Origin of the sequence: Vibrio penaeicida (assembly GCF_030689305.1) — a bacterium.
GTDB classification, from domain to species: Bacteria; Pseudomonadota; Gammaproteobacteria; order Enterobacterales; family Vibrionaceae; genus Vibrio; species Vibrio penaeicida_B.
Genome location: NZ_JAUYVM010000001.1, coordinates 416,135 through 433,160, shown reverse-complemented (window position 1 = coordinate 433,160; position 17,026 = coordinate 416,135). Strand labels below are relative to the sequence as shown.

The window sequence follows — 17,026 nt, the reverse complement described above, 5'->3', positions numbered from 1 at the left end:
TCTCGCAAGACAGTGCGCTTTTTTATTGCAATAAAATCCTATCCTTTGGAGCGTGAATCTCATCACAAGCGATATGAAAATTTGTGTTTATGATAAGTTTAATAGTGCGACAAAGGTATGAACTGTATGGTAAAAAAAATCATTCTAGATACCGATCCTGGTATCGATGATTCCATGGCTTTGCTATTTGCAGAGGCACACTCCGACATTAATTTGATTGGTATTACGACTGTTTTTGGCAATGCTACTATCGAGAACAGCACTCGCAATGCCCAGTTCTTAAAGAACACATTTCAATTTACTTGCGACATTGCAAAAGGTGCAGAGGGACCGTTAGAAAGGGAACCTGTTGGTCCGTCTTCGCATGTACACGGTGAAAGTGGTTTTGGTGATGTCGATGTTTCTGGAGTGGATATTGGAGGAATCATTAACAAGCCCGCTTATCGCTACATTATCGATACGCTCAAAGAAAGCCCCGGTGAAATAACGCTTGTTGCGGTTGGACCGTTAACAAACCTTGCACTTGCTCTTGAAGAGGATGAAAGCATCACGTCCTTAGTCAAAGAGGTGGTGATAATGGGCGGTGCATTTGGGTTAAACAACCATCGAGGCAATGTTACTCCTCACGCAGAAGCCAATATTCATGACGACCCCCATGCCGCTCAGAGAGTGTTTTCTGCCTCATGGCCCATTTCAATAATCGGGCTAGATGTTACAGAGTCCAGTGTATTTGATGACGATTATTTCAGGTCATTAAAAGAAGATGCAGGGCAAGTGGGTGAGTTTATATGGGATGTAAGCCGATTCTATCTGAAGTTTTATGCGTCGGTTATCGGTTTTAATGGCTGCCATGTGCATGATCCCTCAGCGGTTGCCTGCGTTGTTCAGCCAGATTTATTTGAGTTTGAAATGGGCTCGATAGAGGTAACAACAGATGGAGAAAAGCAGGGGATGACAACCCTTATAAAAGGGGAATCAAGCGATGGTCGAGCAGTGCAGAAGGTAGCGTCTAAAGTGAATACGAACGCCCTGTTAGCAATGTATCGAGAGAAGGTTGTTAAATTTGGACAGAAATTTTGAGTTTCCAAATGAATAAGTGCTGCCCATAACGATGTGGGGAGCACTTATATTGAGTTGAGCTTATTCACTCGTGAAACAGAGATGATTACCAATCAACCCCTTTCAATGCTTTAACGCCGTTTTCAAACGCATGCTTAACATTGCGAACTTCGGAAACTGTATCGGCAAGCTCAATGAGCTCTCTGTGAGCGCCGCGACCGGTGATAACCACCGATTGCATGAAAGGACGGTTTTTCAATGCTTCCAAGACTTCTTCTAATTCGATGTAACCGTAGGTAACCATGTAAGTAATTTCATCGAATAGCACCACATCGATAGAGTCATCTTGGAGCATTCGCTTACATTCTTGCCATATTTTCTGAGCCGCTTTAATATCTTTGTCGCGGCTCTGTGTTTCCCATGTAAAGCCTGTACCCATTACCTGAAAGTCTACGCCAAGCTTTTCTAACAAATTGCGCTCGCCATTATCCCAAGTACCTTTAATAAATTGGGCTACAGAGCAAGTCAGACCGTGCCCAACTGCTCGACAGATGGTGCCAAATCCAGAGGTTGATTTTCCCTTACCATTTCCTGTGATGACAAGCATAATGCCTTTAACATTTTGTGCAGCAGCAATGCGCTCATCAACTTTTTCTTTAACTCGTTGCTGACGTGCTTTATGTCTTTCTTCTTTTCTGTCTTCTGCCGACATGGTTTTCCCTTTCTTACTGGATCTGAATGCGAGTATCATAACGTAACAAACGCTAGGTAAAAACCATAAGGAAAGCTGATGACAAACAAGATTTCAAAAGTACTCGTTGTTTGTTTGGGGAACATTTGCCGTTCTCCAACTGGAGAAGCCGTTTTAAAGGCGAAATCGAGCCAGAAAGGGCTGGATTTGATCGTAGATTCCGCAGGAACGGAAGCCTATCACAGTGGTGAGAAACCAGACCAACGTTCTATGCAGGCAGGGGAGAGAAGGGGCTATTCCTTTAAAGGGATGACCTCAAGAAAAATTCGGTTAGATGACTTCGAGCACTTTGACTTGATCCTAGCTGCTGACCGCTCAAACCTTTCCGATCTTCAACAGCAGTGCCCGTTAGAATATCAGCATAAATTGAAGCTGTTTTTAAGCTTTGGGGACAATCAACACGATGAAATACCAGATCCATATTATGGTGGTGAGAATGGCTTCGAAGTGGTTATTGATTTAATCGAAGACGCCAGCGATAACCTAATACAACGATTGTCAGAGTAGCGTCGTGTAATTGATAAAGGCAATTGTAGGATTTGACTCTCATTTTGCTTTTCGTTGTCACAGCAAGTAGTTGTACTGAGGTAGTCTTAAAAAAACGGGTTAAACAACGGTTTGATAATGCCAAATAAGTTAAAACTTTGTTCCTTAATCTCCCTTATGATCGTTAGCTTCGGAGCCTACTCAGCTTCAACAACCCCTAGTGGGTTGGTTGATGCGGCAATGGAGCGCACTGAGCACTTTGTGATATACGATGGTAGCTATGTCAGTATCCCTTATCCAAACGGTGATGTGGCGGCAAATAAAGGCGTTTGTACTGATGTAATCATACGAAGCTATAGAACTTTGGGAGTAGACCTTCAAAAACAAGTGCATGAAGACATGAAAGCCAATTTTGATAACTACCCCTCGAAGCGAATATGGGGGTTATCAAGACCAGATAAAAACATTGATCACCGTCGGGTACCTAACCTTCAAGCATTCTTTAAGCGTAACGGGCAAAGCTTAGCGGTATCCAATGAAGCCAACAACTATCTTCCAGGTGATGTGGTTACTTGGATGCTTCCTGGAAATCTACCTCATATAGGCATTGTTGTTGAAGAGAAATCAGATGACGGAAAAAGACCTATGATTGTCCACAATATTGGTTGGGGACCGAAAATGGATGACATGTTATTTGATTATAAAATAACAGGGCACTATCGCTATTTCCCTTGAAGTAACCTTTCCTTAAAGTAATTCTCCTTTAACGCACTTTCTTAGCCAGCTATAAACGAAAACCGACGCAGTAGCGTCGGTTTAATTATGTTGCCTTACGTCTAGCGAGAAGCGATTAAGCCAGAATGTCAGTCGCTACTTTGTAGCTTGGATCTTCTTTTACGTTAATCTCAACAAGGCTGCCGGCTTTATCTAGCAGTGCTCGACAATCTTGGCTTAGATGGCGTAAGTGAAGGGTTTTACCCGCTGCGGAATACCGCTCTGCTAACGTTTCAATAGCTTCGATTGCTGAGTGGTCGGCAACACGAGAATCAGCGAAATCAACAATAACGTCTTCTGGATCATTTGGCGCATCAAATAATTCTATGAAGTTTGCAGCCGAGCCAAAGAAGATAGGACCATTAATGTGGTATTCCTTTGAGCCTTCGTCATTAATTTTGCTAGTGGCATAAATGTGCTTGGCATGTTCCCAAGCAAACATCAGTGCAGATGCAATCACACCAACAGCAACTGCAACAGCAAGGTCGGTAAGTACAGTCACTACCGTTACGAGTACGATAACAAAGAAGTCTTGTTTTGGTACACGTCGTGCTAGTTTGAACGTTGCCCACTCAAACGTACCGATGACAACCATGAACATCACACCAACCAATGCGGCTAATGGAATCATTTCGATAAGGTTGGATGCGAATAGGATGAAGAAGAGTAATGCTAATGCAGCAACAATACCTGAAAGTCGACCACGACCACCCGAGTTTACGTTGATCATAGATTGGCCAATCATTGCACAGCCGCCCATTGCACCGAACATTGAACAGGTCACATTCGCCATACCCTGACCAACACATTCACGGTTAGATTGACCACGCGTGTTCGTCATCTCATCAAGCACTGTTAGTGTCAGTAGAGACTCAATCAGACCAATTGCCGCCAAAATGATGGCATAAGGAAGTATGATTTGTAGCGTTTCAAAAGAAACTGGGACGCTTGGGATAGAGAACGTTGGTAGAGATCCAGCTAATGTCGCGGCTTCGTCGCCACTCATTGTTCTCAGGAAGTCAACCACAGTGCGTGTTTCCAAATCCAAACCTACGACCAAGCCAGTAACGGTTACGATCGCAACAAGCGAGGAAGGAACAGCTGTGGTGAACTTTGGTAAAAAGTGAATGATAGCCATGGTTAATGCGACCAACCCGAGCATTAACACCATTTGATCACCAGGTAACCAAGTTAGCGCACCTTCAAGGTCAGGGGCTTTGAACTGTCCAAGCTGTGCCAAGAAGATAACAATGGCCAAACCATTAACGAAACCTATCATTACTGGATGTGGCACCATACGGATAAATTTACCGAGCTTAAATATGCCTGCCGCTATCTGTAAGATACCAGCGAGTAATATGGCAGCAAATAGGTATTGAATACCGTGAGTGATAACCAGACTTGTCATCACAACTGCCATAGCACCGGTAGCACCAGAGATCATACCAGGGCGACCACCAAATACAGATGTGATTAAACCTACGATAAATGCAGCATACAGACCAACCATTGGGTCTACGCCTGCTACGAAAGCGAATGCGACGGCTTCAGGAACCAATGCAAGGGCAACGGTTAAGCCAGAAAGCACATCGTTTTTTACAGAGTGCTTTGAAAATTGCGGAAATTCGAACATGTTAGCTCAGTCAATTAGCTTGATAATACGTAATTTCGACTATTGGGGCTGAGTAACAGGTTGTTTAAAAGAGCAGCTCAATAATCGACTGTTGAGTCGGCGAATCCTACCGAAAAGCGTGATGAAGTTCAATATTGATACCCAATTAATCAATAATTACTCATTATGAACGCTTAAATTCTTATTACTTCAATAGATACTGTTTCAATTGGTATAGCTCTAATTGATGCAGTTTCAAATGATGGTGACAGATTGATTTTTACCTTTCTGTCGTTTTACTTTTTTGGTTAAAACATTTGTTTTTAAATACAAAAAAGCAGGTCGCATCAGCGACCTGCTTTTAGTGTAGCACTAAGCTAGTAGTTGCCAGTTTTAGCCATACCAGCAGACGCTCGGTTTTTAGCAGCAATACTGCCTGCACCAATCGGCTGGAATCTTTCTGCTCTTAGAGGAGCCGCGACAACTTGGATTTCTTTTAGCTCATCACTGCCTGGCGCTTTTGCTGTTGGCGCAGAAACATGTGACTTCACTTGGTGAGAAACTTTTACCTTAATAGGCTCAGGTGACTCTTTAGATTGAACAGCTTCAGCTACATCTTGTGTCGCTGGAGCGGCTTCCTGAGCTTTAGCTACTTGAACCTCGGCTACTTCAGTTTCTGCCACTGGAGTAGGAACTGGATCTGCAGATACCTGTTTTTCAGGTACTTCTGCTTTACGCGTTTCTACTTTAGGCTCTTCAACTTTAGGAGCTTCAACCTTAGGTGTTTCAACTGCCGGCGTGTTGTCTGTAGTGATTGATACAGCTGATTTTACTGTCTCTTCTACCGCTGGCTGAGTTTCTGCAGCAATCGAGTCTTGACGACGAATGATCACTTTGCCCATTGCCATTTCTGGGAATGAGTATCCACCATGTGCAGGCGCATGAATTTCGACGCGTTTCTCGACGCTTTCTTCTTTAAGACGTTTTGGTTTTGCTAAGTCGTAGCGAGGCATCACTTTACCCATCGCCATTTCTGGCGAAGCAACACCACCTTTACGTAAGCGGAAAGGATTTGGTCTGCGATCACGACCACGACGACGGCGCTGACCACTCGCACGAAGATGACGAGGTGAACGACGGTTACGACGCTGTTTTGTTTCCTCTTCTTCACCTTTTGCTTCTGGTTTTTTAGCTTCTACAGCAGCAGATTTTTTCAGCTGTTGTTCTGTATTAGCTTCTTCAGCGGCTTCGACTTTTTTGTTCTGGTCTTTCACTCGAACATTTTTCTTGAGCTGTCGACGTTGTCGGCGCTCTTTAACCTGTTCGGCTTTTTTCTCTTTCTTCTCTGGTTTTGAAGCTTGAGCTTCTGCAGCCAGTTCCTGACCTTGTTTTGCTAGCTTATCGTTTTTACTTTCGTCTTTAACACGTTTGTCTTGACGAGGTTTACGATTCTGCTTGCGTGAATCAGCGGCTTTCTTGGTATCAGTTTCAGATACTTCAACCTCTTGATCACGGTCTCTGTCGTGGCGACGATTGCGTGATTTATTATCGCGTGAATTACGGCGACGGTTATCACGTTGGTCTTTACGATCACGACGCTGGCGGTTTCCACCATGGCGTTTCTCGTTTTTCTCTTCTTGTTTCTTCTCTTCTTCTTTCTTGGTTTCGGCTTCTTCACCAGAACCAAACAAGAAACTACCTAGCGCTTTAAATACTCGACCGAAGAAACTTGGTTGGTTTTCTTCATCTTTCTTAGCTTCTGGCTTACTCTTTGAAGTTGGTACTGGTTTTGGAGCTGGCGCAGACTGTGCTGGTGCTGCAAAGCCTTTAAGTGCCGGTTCTTCAAGCTTCTTAGGTTTAAGATCAGGTTCAGCAACCTCTTTGGCTTCCGCTTCTTTCATTGCTTCTAATTTCTTAGGAACAAGGTAAGAAAGAAGATCTTGCTCTTCGCCATCGCGAATACGGATTACTTCGAAGTGCGGTGTTTCCATATCAGAATTAGGAACAACCGTGATTTTTACTTCTTGGTGTTTTTCAATATGGTTAACAGAACGACGCTTTTCATTAAGAAGGTAAGATGCAATAGCAACAGGTACTACTGCCAATACTTGTGACGTATTGTCTTTGAGTGCTTCTTCCTCGATTAAACGAAGGACAGAGAGAGCGAGTGATTCATTATCACGCACAACACCTGTACCTGTACAGCGAGGACAAATGTGATGACTTGCTTCTGCAAGAGAAGGGCTCAAACGCTGTCGAGACATCTCCAACAGACCAAATCGTGATATACGACCAATCTGAACACGAGCACGATCTAAGCGTACAGCTTCACGCAGTCGGTTCTCAACTTCACGCTGGTGGCGAACAGGGGTCATATCGATAAAATCGATAACGACCAATCCACCGAGATCACGTAAACGCAATTGACGTGCAATTTCGTCGGCAGCTTCTAGGTTCGTGTTGAGCGCGGTTTCTTCGATATCGCCGCCTTTCGTCGCTCGGGCAGAGTTGATATCGATGGATGTTAGTGCTTCGGTTGGATCGATAACTATTGAACCACCAGAAGGAAGGCGAACTTCGCGTTGGAAAGCGGATTCTATCTGGCTTTCGATCTGGTAATGGCTGAATAGTGGAACTTCACCATCGTACTTTTTCACTCTGCTTATAAAGTCAGGGCGAATTAATTGAATGTGCTGCTTTGCACGCTCGTAAATGGTGTTGCTATCGATAAGGATTTCGCCAATATCACGACGCAAGTAGTCACGGATAGCACGAACAATCACGTTACTTTCTTGGTGAATTAGGAAAGGAGCCTCATTTGCGTTAGATGCTTCTTTGATGGCGTTCCAATGGTTAAGTAGGACATTTAAGTCCCACTCAAGCTCTTCTGCACTCTTACCTACACCTGCGGTGCGGACGATAAGACCCATACCTTGAGGTAATTCTAAAGTACTAAGTGCTGCTTTTAGTTGGGTGCGCTCATCACCTTCGATACGGCGTGAAATACCGCCAGCTCGAGGGTTATTAGGCATAAGAACAAGGTAACTACCTGCAAGAGAGATAAAAGTAGTAAGAGCAGCGCCTTTGCTGCCTCGCTCTTCTTTCTCTACTTGAACAATAACTTCTTGACCTTCCTGAAGCACTTCTTTGATGCTAGGACGACCTTGGTAGGTGTAACCGTCAGGGAAGTAATCTTTGGCAATTTCTTTGAGTGGAAGGAAACCGTGTCTCTCTGCACCATAGTCTACAAATGCAGCTTCTAGGCTTGGTTCAATTCGAGTGATACGTCCTTTGTATATGTTCGCTTTTTTTGATTCATGACCAGGACTTTCGATATCTAAATCAAAAAGTCGCTGTCCGTCGACCAAGGCGACACGCAACTCTTCTTTTTGAGTTGCGTTGATTAACATTCTTTTCATTGTTAAAAAATCTCGTTGTCTTTTTCTTTGTTTTGATTATTCAACTTGTCGCTTCGCACTTTTCTTATGGTGTCTGATCCCGTGGTTTATCGTTGCAACCTCACGGCTGGGAGGGATGCTCTAGGACACTTCAGTTGCCACACAATCATAAAAAAAACGTGTGACCTGCCTGTTTTGGCAGTCATAACTCAACACAAGTAAAGAGAGTAGAACGACAAGTGATACTTCTGTCTCTATGTCTGACGCCCATTGCTGCATAAAGATTGAGAAGCGATCTACTCTTGTTGCTGATTGCTCATGGATTCTGCGACCAAGTGAAATAAGGGACGTTTCATTATTGCGATATGAAAATATCCAACTAAGCAGAAGAAGTTGTTTCCGGATATGCCGGTAGAGACCTCTTTCAAGCTCAAAATGGAAAAGTATCTGCGCAACTGACTTTGCATCGTCTTATTTGTTGGTATGAGTACGAAATGTAATCAATTTGACCATTGCAGCACTGAACTATAGCAGTGCGGAGAAAAGTGGGCAATCAGCTTTCTATTAATGTGTTAAAAAAATGAGAGATGAGAAAATCGAAGTCTTTGTAATTAACTGTTATTAATAACTTAATTAGAGATAACTGTCACCTTGTACAATTATTCACCCACTAGTTATTCACAACTTTTTTCACCGATAGAAATAAAAAGTTTTGATCTTTTCATTAAACTACCATTTTCGTTGGGCTGACAGTGCATTTTGACTGGTGAAGTGGAGCGAAAATGTTAGAATGCGCGTCATGAACGAAATCAAAACAACCGTACAGTTTGTCGATATCGACGAAGATATGGCTGGGCAAAGAATTGATAACTTTTTGCGCAACCAACTTAAAAATATCCCTAAAAGCATGATTTATCGTATTTTGCGTAAAGGCGAAGTGCGAGTGAATAAAAAGAGAATTAAAGCGGAATACAAGCTTCAGCCAGGGGATACCGTGCGTATACCCCCAGTAAAAATAACGGCAGAACCTGAAGCGGCACCGATAAGTACCAAGCTAACCAAAGTGGCAGAGCTGGAAAAGCATATCATCTTCGAAGATGATCATATGTTGATTCTCAACAAGCCTTCTGGCATTGCTGTACATGGCGGGAGCGGTCTTAAGTTTGGTGCAATAGAAGCACTGCGCGCACTTAGACCTGATGCGCGTTTTTTGGAACTTGTCCATCGAATCGATCGTGATACTTCAGGCATTTTGTTAGTGGCGAAGAAACGTTCGGCATTGAGACATTTGCAAGCTCAGTTTCGTGAAAAAACGGTACAAAAATACTATTTTGCTTTGGTGATGGGACAGTGGAAAAATAGCTGTAAAGTGGTTAACGCACCTCTACTTAAAAATGAAGTGAACAGTATTGTAAGAGTTAACCCGAAAGGTAAGCCTTCTGAAACTCGATTCAAGGTTTTAGAGAGATTTGAGCAAGCCACATTGGTGCAAGCCAGCCCAATTACTGGAAGAACTCATCAGATTCGAGTTCATGTGCAGTACACCGGACACCCTATTGGTTGGGACGATCGTTATGGTGATCCTCGATTTGATGCCTATACGTCTAAGGTGGGCCTAAATAGATTGTTTTTACACGCGGCGAACATTAAATTTGAGCACCCCGGTTCGAGCGAAAAGGTCAATATTTCGGCTCCAATGGGCGATAAATTGGAAAAAGTACTCGAAGGTCTTAGAGGACTTGAAAGATAACTTGGTATCTCGATAACCATCTTGAGCTAATCAGTATCACTTTGTCCGTCTTTGATGAATGTATATAGATATAAGAAGACCGCACGGAAATGCGGTCTTTGTTGGAAGTTAGCGCATTTTTCAGATGCGTCAGCAAAATTAATTTGATACTTGTCGGTAAAATTAAATAGCACGAATACCTTGCTTTTCTAGCATGGCAATTAACGTTATCAATGGCAGCCCAACCAGCGTATTCGGATCTTTGCCTTCCAGCTTTTCAAATAGCGCAATACCAAGCCCCTCACTCTTAAAACTACCAGCGCAAAAATAGGGCTCTTCTTTGTCAACGTAATTTTCGATCATACTGTCGGTTAACTGGCGGAAATGAACAACAAACGTATCTAATTCAACATCACAACAGTCATTTTCTGTATTGTATAGAGCAACCCCAGTATAAAAGGTGATGCTTTTACCACTCTGAGCCTGAAGCTGCTTAATCGCGTTTGCTCGCGTATGAGGCTTTCCAACGATTTTCCCGTCGATGACGCAGACTTGGTCAGAGCCAATAATCAGTGCGGGGGAAGGAGTTGGACATGCTCGGGCTTTGAGCTCCGCCAGTCTCAAAACCAGCGCTTGTGGTGTTTCGCCTTCATGAATGGTTTCTTCACAGTTTGGGGAGGCGACAGAAAAGGGGAGGTTTAACTTTTCCAAGATAGTGCGTCTAAATGGAGAAGTCGATGCTAAAATCAGTTTCTGAGTCGTATTCATTTTGGTCAGGATTATTACGGGTTTGAGGAAGAATAAACTAAGTTTTATTGGTTATCCTCGAAATAAGGAAAAAAACGCATTTTTTTGTCCTTTTTCTTTGACTCATGAAGATTTGAACGATAATATTCGCGCCCTATGCAAAAGGTAAAAATACCACGCACGGTTGACCCAGCAAAAGCTGCTCAAAAAAGATTGGATTACGATGGCATCATCCAAACTAGTCTTTTCAAGCGCTTAGCAGATACAGCCGAAGGCGTAAAACGTGACGCAAAAGTCTCATTGTCCTTTGGGCATGATGAACAGCGATTAGTCGTTATCTCTGGTAAAGCTAACGTCGAAATCGATTTAGAGTGTCAACGTTGTAATGAAGTTTTCACACAAGCGTGTGAAGTCCAATTTACTTATACTCCCTTTTATAGTGAGAAAAGTGAAGAGGATGCACCGGAAGAGTACGATTTGGTAGATCTGAACGAGTACGGTGAAGTCGACTTAATACAACTTGTTGAAGATGAGTTCATCTTATCCTTGCCTCAAGTAGCAATGCACGATGATGCGGATTGTAGCGTTAATTCAGACAATTTGGTGTTTGGCGAAATCCCCGAAGAAGTGGTGGATGAAAAACCGAACCCATTTGATGTTTTAAAAGACTTAAAACGTTAATTTTTAAGTAATAACATAGGAGTAGGGTCAATGGCCGTACAAAAGAGTAAGAAATCACGTTCAATGCGTGGCATGCGTCGTTCACACGATGCACTAACTTCTAGTGCACTTTCTGTAGACGCAACTTCAGGTGAAACTCACCTACGTCACAACGTGACTGCTGACGGTTACTACCGTGGCAAAAAGGTTATCAACAAGTAAGGTTAACCTTTGCAAACTATTACCGTTGCACTCGATGCAATGGGCGGGGATTTCGGTCCTCGCGTAACAGTGCCTGCCGCCGTGCAGGCATTGTCGCATTTCCCAGAGCTAAAAGTGATCTTAATTGGTGATCGCGACCTGATCACGTCTCAACTTTCCCGAATTGGTTATATTCCAAACTCTCGCTTAAGCATTAAACACAGTGATCGAACCATATCTAACACCGAACGTCCTTCTCAAGCTTTAAGAAATAGCAATGGCAGTTCAATGAAACTGTGTATTGATAGCGTAGAAGAAAACACAGCAGATGCTTGTGTGAGTGGCGGCAATACTGGTGCTTTAATGGCACTGTCGCGATTTCGGTTGAAACTGTTACCTGGAATAGAAAGACCTGCTTTGGTCTCAGCACTACCAACAGCCAATGGAAACAAAACATGGATGTTGGATCTTGGTGCGAACGTATCCTGTGATGCAGATACTTTATTCCAGTTTGCGGTTATGGGCAGCGCTCTTGCTGAACAACACCTCGAACGAACGCCTACTGTGGCTATTCTGAATATTGGCGAAGAAGACATAAAAGGCAATGATCTGGTTAAGCGATGCGCAGAGCTTCTATCAGATACCGACGAAGTTAATTATATCGGTTATGTAGAAGGGGATCAGTTATTGCATGATTCCGCAGATGTTGTTGTATGCGATGGGTTCGTCGGCAATGTTTGTCTTAAAACAACAGAAGGGGTTGCGCACTTGTTCCTCAATAAACTGAAAAGCCAGCTTGCTGGTTCAGGGGTAAAAGCCTGGATAGCAAGAAAATTGTTCGGTGGTCTTTTAGATGAACTCAAAAACCTGAACCCCGACCAGTATAACGGCGCAAGTTTGTTAGGATTGCGCGGCATTGTCATTAAAAGTCATGGAAGTGCTGATGTATCGGCGGTCGTCAATGCGATTGGCGAAGCGGTACACGAGGTCAAACGACAGGTTCCCAGCCGGATTAGCGATCGTTTGGAAGCGGTTTTACTCGAGAGGCATTATTAGTCTTCATGTATAGCAAAATTTTAGGAACAGGCAGCTACCTGCCGTCTCAAGTGCGTACAAACGCTGACCTAGAGAAAATGGTAGATACAAGTGATGAGTGGATCGTAACTCGTACAGGCATTAAAGAGCGCCGTATCTCTGCGGAGAACGAAACGGTTGCCGACATGGCTTACCACGCTTCTGTTAACGCTATTGAAATGGCGGGTATTGATCGCAGAGATATCGATTTGATTATCGTTGCGACAACCAGTGGAAGCCACGCATTCCCTTCATCTGCATGCCAGCTTCAGGCTCAGCTCGATATTAGCGGCTGTCCTGCGTTTGATTTAGCGGCAGCGTGTTCTGGGTTTGTTTACGCCTTATCGGTGGCTGATCAACATATTAAAACGGGTATGTGTAAAAATGTACTGGTTGTTGGTTCTGATACGCTTTCCAAAACTTGTGATCCAACTGACCGTTCAACCGTCATCTTATTTGGTGATGGTGCTGGTGCTGTTGTCGTAGGTAAAAGTGAAGAGCCAGGCATTCTTTCTACTCATCTTCATTCCGATGGTCGTTTTGGTGATTTGCTTAACTTGCCAATGGCTAACCGAGAAAACGCAGAGTCAGATAAGTGGCTGCACATGGCAGGTAACGAAGTCTTTAAAGTAGCGGTTACTCAGCTTTCCCGATTGGTTAAAGACACACTTGAAGCCAATAAGATGGAAAAAGATGAACTAGATTGGCTGGTACCTCACCAAGCGAACCTTAGGATTATCACTGCTACTGCTAAGAAATTGTCTATGTCGATGGATCAAGTTGTTGTGACGTTAGATCGCCATGGTAATACCTCTGCTGCTACGATCCCGACGGCATTGGATGAAGCGGTACGTGATGGACGCATCAAGCGTGGTCAGACACTGCTATTAGAAGCATTTGGTGGCGGCTTTACTTGGGGCTCAGCTCTAGTCCGATTCTAATGATTTCTGCCAGATTGACACATCAGATGTTGGTCTGGCTTTTTTGTTTTTATTGCATTCTCATATGGGTGCTTAGCTTTGAAGGAAAGTTACGATGAGCAAGTTTGCTGTTGTATTCCCGGGTCAGGGCTCACAAGCTGTTGGCATGTTAGCCGAGCTAGGCGAGCAACACGAAGTAGTAAAAAATACGTTTGCTGAGGCATCTGAAGTACTTGGCTACGACCTTTGGACACTGGTTCAAAATGGTCCAGTCGAAGATTTAAATGAAACATTCCGTACTCAGCCTGCTTTGCTAGCCTCTTCTGTTGCAATCTGGCGTGTATGGCAAGAACAAGGTCTATCCACTCCGGAAACATTCGCTGGGCATAGCCTAGGTGAATATTCTGCACTGGTATGTGCGGGTGTTATTGATTTTAAAGAAGCCATCAAGTTAGTTGAGCTTCGTGGTCGTTTAATGCAAGAAGCAGTTCCGGCTGGAACGGGTGCAATGTATGCGATCATTGGATTAGCCGATGATGCTATCGCAAAAGCGTGTGAAGAAGCCGCTCAGGGTGAAGTTGTATCCCCAGTGAATTATAACTCTCCTGGTCAGGTGGTTATCGCTGGTAGTAAAGAAGCAGTAGAGCGTGCGGGTACTTTGTGTAAAGAGGCTGGCGCTAAACGTGCTCTGCCTCTTCCTGTATCGGTTCCTTCACACTGCGCGTTAATGAAACCGGCAGCAGAAAAATTAGCGAATGCACTTGAATCGATTGAATTCAATGTACCTAGCATTACAGTTATCAATAATGTTGACGTGATTGCTGAAACCGACCCTGAAAAAATTAAAGATGCACTTGTTCGACAACTTCATAGCCCAGTTCGCTGGACTGAAGGCGTAGAAAAGATGAGTGAACAAGGTATCGAAAAACTTTACGAATTGGGTCCGGGTAAAGTACTGACTGGTCTAACAAAACGAATTGTGAAAACTCTTACCGGTGCGGCTGTTAATGATGCGGCAACGCTAGAAGCAGCTAAATAGCATTTTTAAGTTAGAAAAACTAAGGAATTAACAAAACATGATGAATCTTGAAGGCAAAATTGCACTGGTTACAGGTGCAAGCCGTGGAATTGGTCGTGCAATTGCTGAACTTTTGGTTGAACGTGGTGCCACAGTAATTGGTACAGCGACAAGTGAAAATGGTGCGGCAGCAATCAGCGAGTACCTTGGTGCGAATGGTAAAGGTCTTGCGTTGAATGTGACGGATGTCGAATCTATCCAATCTGTTTTAAAGACAATTAACGATGAATTTGGCGCTCTGGACATTCTAGTTAACAACGCAGGCATTACTCGTGATAACCTACTGATGCGTATGAAAGATGATGAGTGGACCGATATCATGGATACCAACTTAACATCGATTTTCCGCTTATCTAAGGCGGTTCTTCGCGGTATGATGAAGAAACGTAACGGTCGTATCATCAATGTTGGTTCTGTTGTTGGTACTATGGGCAACGCTGGTCAAACAAACTACGCGGCTGCTAAAGCGGGTGTAATTGGCTTTACCAAGTCAATGGCACGCGAAGTTGCGTCTCGTGGTGTGACGGTGAACACAGTTGCGCCAGGTTTTATCGAAACTGATATGACAAAAGCGCTGAATGATGACCAACGTGCTGCTACACTAGCGTCTGTACCAGCAGGTCGTCTTGGTGACCCACGTGAAATTGCATCTGCGGTTGTGTTTTTAGCATCACCAGAAGCGGCTTACATTACAGGTGAAACCCTGCATGTAAACGGTGGTATGTACATGGTTTAAGTCTTGCGTAATTGATTTATGCATGATTTAGGTCAAAAATGTACCGAATTTCGGGAAAAATCGCGCAAATTGTGGTTTGACCAGCAAGGTCACCCTTGCAACTTTTAAAAGTTTGAATAAACTACGGAAAACATCGCATAAAGCGAAGTCTGTAAAGGAAAAGAAAAATGAGCAACATCGAAGAACGCGTAAAGAAAATCATTGTTGAACAGCTAGGTGTAGATGAAGCAGAAGTTAAAAACGAAGCTTCATTCGTAGACGATCTAGGTGCTGATTCTCTGGACACTGTAGAGCTAGTTATGGCTCTAGAGGAAGAGTTCGACACTGAGATTCCAGACGAAGAAGCTGAGAAAATCACAACTGTTCAAGCTGCAATTGACTACGTGAACAGCGCTCAGTAATTTGCACTTCCAGGCGGTCATCCTTGACCGCCTGAGTTTTTATCGACTATCTTCTATCCTTTCACTTAATCAATTTCAACTCCGGAGAGTTATATCGTGTCCAAGCGTCGTGTAGTTGTCACTGGCATGGGTATGTTGTCACCGGTAGGCAACACTGTAGAATCAGCCTGGAAAGCCCTGTTAGCAGGTCAAAGTGGTATCGTTGATATCGAGCACTTTGATCCTTCCGAATTCACAACCCGTTTTGCAGGAATAGTCAAAGACTTTAACTGCGAAGAGTACATGTCTAAAAAAGACGCCCGTAAGATGGATTTATTCATCCAGTATGGTATTGCTGCGGGTATTCAAGCGCTTGATGATTCAGGCCTAACGATAACCGAAGAAAACGGCCCTCGAATTGGTGCTGCGATTGGTTCTGGTATCGGTGGTCTTGGCTTGATTGAAGCCGGTCATACAGCGTTGCGCGAAAAAGGTCCACGTAAAATTAGCCCATTTTTCGTGCCATCGACAATCGTTAATATGATTGCCGGTCACCTTTCAATAATGAGAGGTTTACGCGGTCCAAATATCGCTATTTCTACAGCCTGTACAACTGGCTTACACAATATCGGACACGCGGCACGTATGATTGCATACGGTGATGCGGATGCGATGGTAGCAGGTGGTGCAGAAAAAGCCTCAACACAACTTGGCATCGGTGGTTTCGGTGCAGCAAAGGCATTATCTACCCGTAACGATGAACCTCAACGTGCTTCACGTCCTTGGGATAAAGACCGAGATGGTTTTGTTCTCGGAGATGGCGCCGGAATGATGGTTCTTGAAGAGTACGAGCACGCTAAAGCGCGCGGTGCGAAAATCTACTGTGAGCTTGTTGGCTTCGGGATGAGTGGTGATGCTTACCACATGACTTCCCCAAGCGAAGACGGTTCTGGTGGTGCGCTAGCGATGGAAGCTGCGATGCGTGATGCTGGTGTAACAGGTGAACAAATCGGTTACGTCAATGCTCACGGTACATCTACGCCAGCAGGCGATATCGCTGAAATTAAAGGCGTTAAGCGTGCACTAGGTGAAGCAGGTTCAGCACAAGTGTTGGTTTCTTCTACCAAATCTATGATTGGTCATTTGCTTGGAGCAGCTGGTTCTGTTGAAGCGATCATTACTGCAATGGCACTAGTTGATCAAGAAGTTCCACCTACTATCAACCTTGATAACCCAGACGAAGGCACTGAAGGCATTGACCTCGTTCCTCATACGTCTCGCAAAGTCGACATGGAGTACGCATTGTGTAACTCATTTGGCTTTGGTGGAACCAACGGTTCATTGATCTTCAAAAAGATCTGATGCGATTCTAAAAGAATCGATAGAGTAGTATAGTTAAGCTTGTTTTAAAGCGGCTTGAT

At 43.9% G+C, this 17,026-nt stretch carries 16 protein-coding genes; 12 read left to right on the top strand and 4 right to left on the bottom strand.

Features of this window, described 5'->3' with window-relative positions:
• Window positions 1-126: 126 nt before the first annotated feature.
• A complete protein-coding gene (locus tag Q8W40_RS01920) occupies window positions 127-1,080 on the top strand; it encodes a nucleoside hydrolase (RefSeq protein ID WP_305395644.1) in 954 nt (317 codons plus the stop codon).
• An 85-nt stretch (window positions 1,081-1,165) separates the two neighbouring features.
• Here Q8W40_RS01920 and cobO read toward each other — a convergent pair whose 3' ends face one another.
• The gene (gene cobO, locus Q8W40_RS01915; protein ID WP_305395643.1) at window positions 1,166-1,771 is read right to left on the bottom strand and encodes a cob(I)yrinic acid a,c-diamide adenosyltransferase; all 606 of its coding nucleotides are present in this window, start codon (window positions 1,769-1,771) and stop codon (window positions 1,166-1,168) included.
• Window positions 1,772-1,861: 90 nt separating this feature from the next.
• Here cobO and Q8W40_RS01910 point away from each other — a divergent pair, with 90 nt between their 5' ends.
• Both Q8W40_RS01910 and Q8W40_RS01905 read left to right on the top strand, forming a co-directional pair.
• Complete coding sequence (locus Q8W40_RS01910) at window positions 1,862-2,317, top strand: low molecular weight protein-tyrosine-phosphatase (RefSeq protein ID WP_305395855.1); 456 nt, start codon at window positions 1,862-1,864, stop codon at window positions 2,315-2,317.
• Window positions 2,318-2,434: 117 nt separating this feature from the next.
• A complete protein-coding gene (locus Q8W40_RS01905; protein WP_305395642.1) occupies window positions 2,435-3,031 on the top strand; it encodes a DUF1287 domain-containing protein in 597 nt (198 codons plus the stop codon).
• A 115-nt stretch (window positions 3,032-3,146) separates the two neighbouring features.
• Here Q8W40_RS01905 and Q8W40_RS01900 read toward each other — a convergent pair whose 3' ends face one another.
• Both Q8W40_RS01900 and rne read right to left on the bottom strand, forming a co-directional pair.
• Window positions 3,147-4,703: a SulP family inorganic anion transporter gene (locus Q8W40_RS01900; protein WP_305395641.1), complete on the bottom strand. Its 1,557-nt coding sequence runs from the start codon at window positions 4,701-4,703 to the stop codon at window positions 3,147-3,149.
• A gap of 356 nt (window positions 4,704-5,059) precedes the next feature.
• On the bottom strand, window positions 5,060-8,101 hold the full coding sequence (gene rne, locus Q8W40_RS01895; RefSeq protein ID WP_305395640.1) for a ribonuclease E: 3,042 nt from the start codon (window positions 8,099-8,101) through the stop codon (window positions 5,060-5,062).
• A 778-nt stretch (window positions 8,102-8,879) separates the two neighbouring features.
• Here rne and rluC point away from each other — a divergent pair.
• A complete protein-coding gene (rluC, locus tag Q8W40_RS01890) occupies window positions 8,880-9,830 on the top strand; it encodes a 23S rRNA pseudouridine(955/2504/2580) synthase RluC (protein ID WP_305395639.1) in 951 nt (316 codons plus the stop codon).
• Between the two features lie 162 nt (window positions 9,831-9,992).
• Here rluC and Q8W40_RS01885 read toward each other — a convergent pair whose 3' ends face one another.
• Window positions 9,993-10,577 carry a Maf family protein gene (locus tag Q8W40_RS01885; protein WP_305395638.1) on the bottom strand — a complete coding sequence of 195 codons (585 nt, stop codon included), beginning with the start codon at window positions 10,575-10,577 and terminating at the stop codon, window positions 9,993-9,995.
• Between the two features lie 135 nt (window positions 10,578-10,712).
• On the opposite strand from Q8W40_RS01885, the gene yceD reads away from it, so the two are divergent.
• From yceD to fabF, 8 genes are all read left to right on the top strand, one after another.
• Window positions 10,713-11,237 carry a 23S rRNA accumulation protein YceD gene (yceD, locus tag Q8W40_RS01880; protein WP_104399313.1) on the top strand — a complete coding sequence of 175 codons (525 nt, stop codon included), beginning with the start codon at window positions 10,713-10,715 and terminating at the stop codon, window positions 11,235-11,237.
• 30 nt (window positions 11,238-11,267) lie between these two features.
• The gene (rpmF, locus tag Q8W40_RS01875; protein ID WP_004406120.1) at window positions 11,268-11,438 is read left to right on the top strand and encodes a 50S ribosomal protein L32; all 171 of its coding nucleotides are present in this window, start codon (window positions 11,268-11,270) and stop codon (window positions 11,436-11,438) included.
• Window positions 11,439-11,447: 9 nt separating this feature from the next.
• Window positions 11,448-12,473 carry a phosphate acyltransferase PlsX gene (plsX, locus tag Q8W40_RS01870; protein ID WP_305395637.1) on the top strand — a complete coding sequence of 342 codons (1,026 nt, stop codon included), beginning with the start codon at window positions 11,448-11,450 and terminating at the stop codon, window positions 12,471-12,473.
• A 5-nt stretch (window positions 12,474-12,478) separates the two neighbouring features.
• Window positions 12,479-13,432: a beta-ketoacyl-ACP synthase III gene (locus Q8W40_RS01865; protein WP_305395636.1), complete on the top strand. Its 954-nt coding sequence runs from the start codon at window positions 12,479-12,481 to the stop codon at window positions 13,430-13,432.
• A 94-nt stretch (window positions 13,433-13,526) separates the two neighbouring features.
• On the top strand, window positions 13,527-14,450 hold the full coding sequence (fabD, locus tag Q8W40_RS01860; RefSeq protein ID WP_305395635.1) for an ACP S-malonyltransferase: 924 nt from the start codon (window positions 13,527-13,529) through the stop codon (window positions 14,448-14,450).
• A 40-nt stretch (window positions 14,451-14,490) separates the two neighbouring features.
• Window positions 14,491-15,225, top strand: a complete 735-nt coding sequence (gene fabG, locus Q8W40_RS01855; RefSeq protein WP_180958435.1) for a 3-oxoacyl-ACP reductase FabG — start codon at window positions 14,491-14,493, stop codon at window positions 15,223-15,225.
• Between the two features lie 167 nt (window positions 15,226-15,392).
• Window positions 15,393-15,626: an acyl carrier protein gene (gene acpP, locus Q8W40_RS01850; RefSeq protein ID WP_004406112.1), complete on the top strand. Its 234-nt coding sequence runs from the start codon at window positions 15,393-15,395 to the stop codon at window positions 15,624-15,626.
• A 96-nt stretch (window positions 15,627-15,722) separates the two neighbouring features.
• Window positions 15,723-16,967 carry a beta-ketoacyl-ACP synthase II gene (gene fabF / locus Q8W40_RS01845; protein WP_305395632.1) on the top strand — a complete coding sequence of 415 codons (1,245 nt, stop codon included), beginning with the start codon at window positions 15,723-15,725 and terminating at the stop codon, window positions 16,965-16,967.
• The last annotated feature ends 59 nt before the right edge of the window (window positions 16,968-17,026 follow it).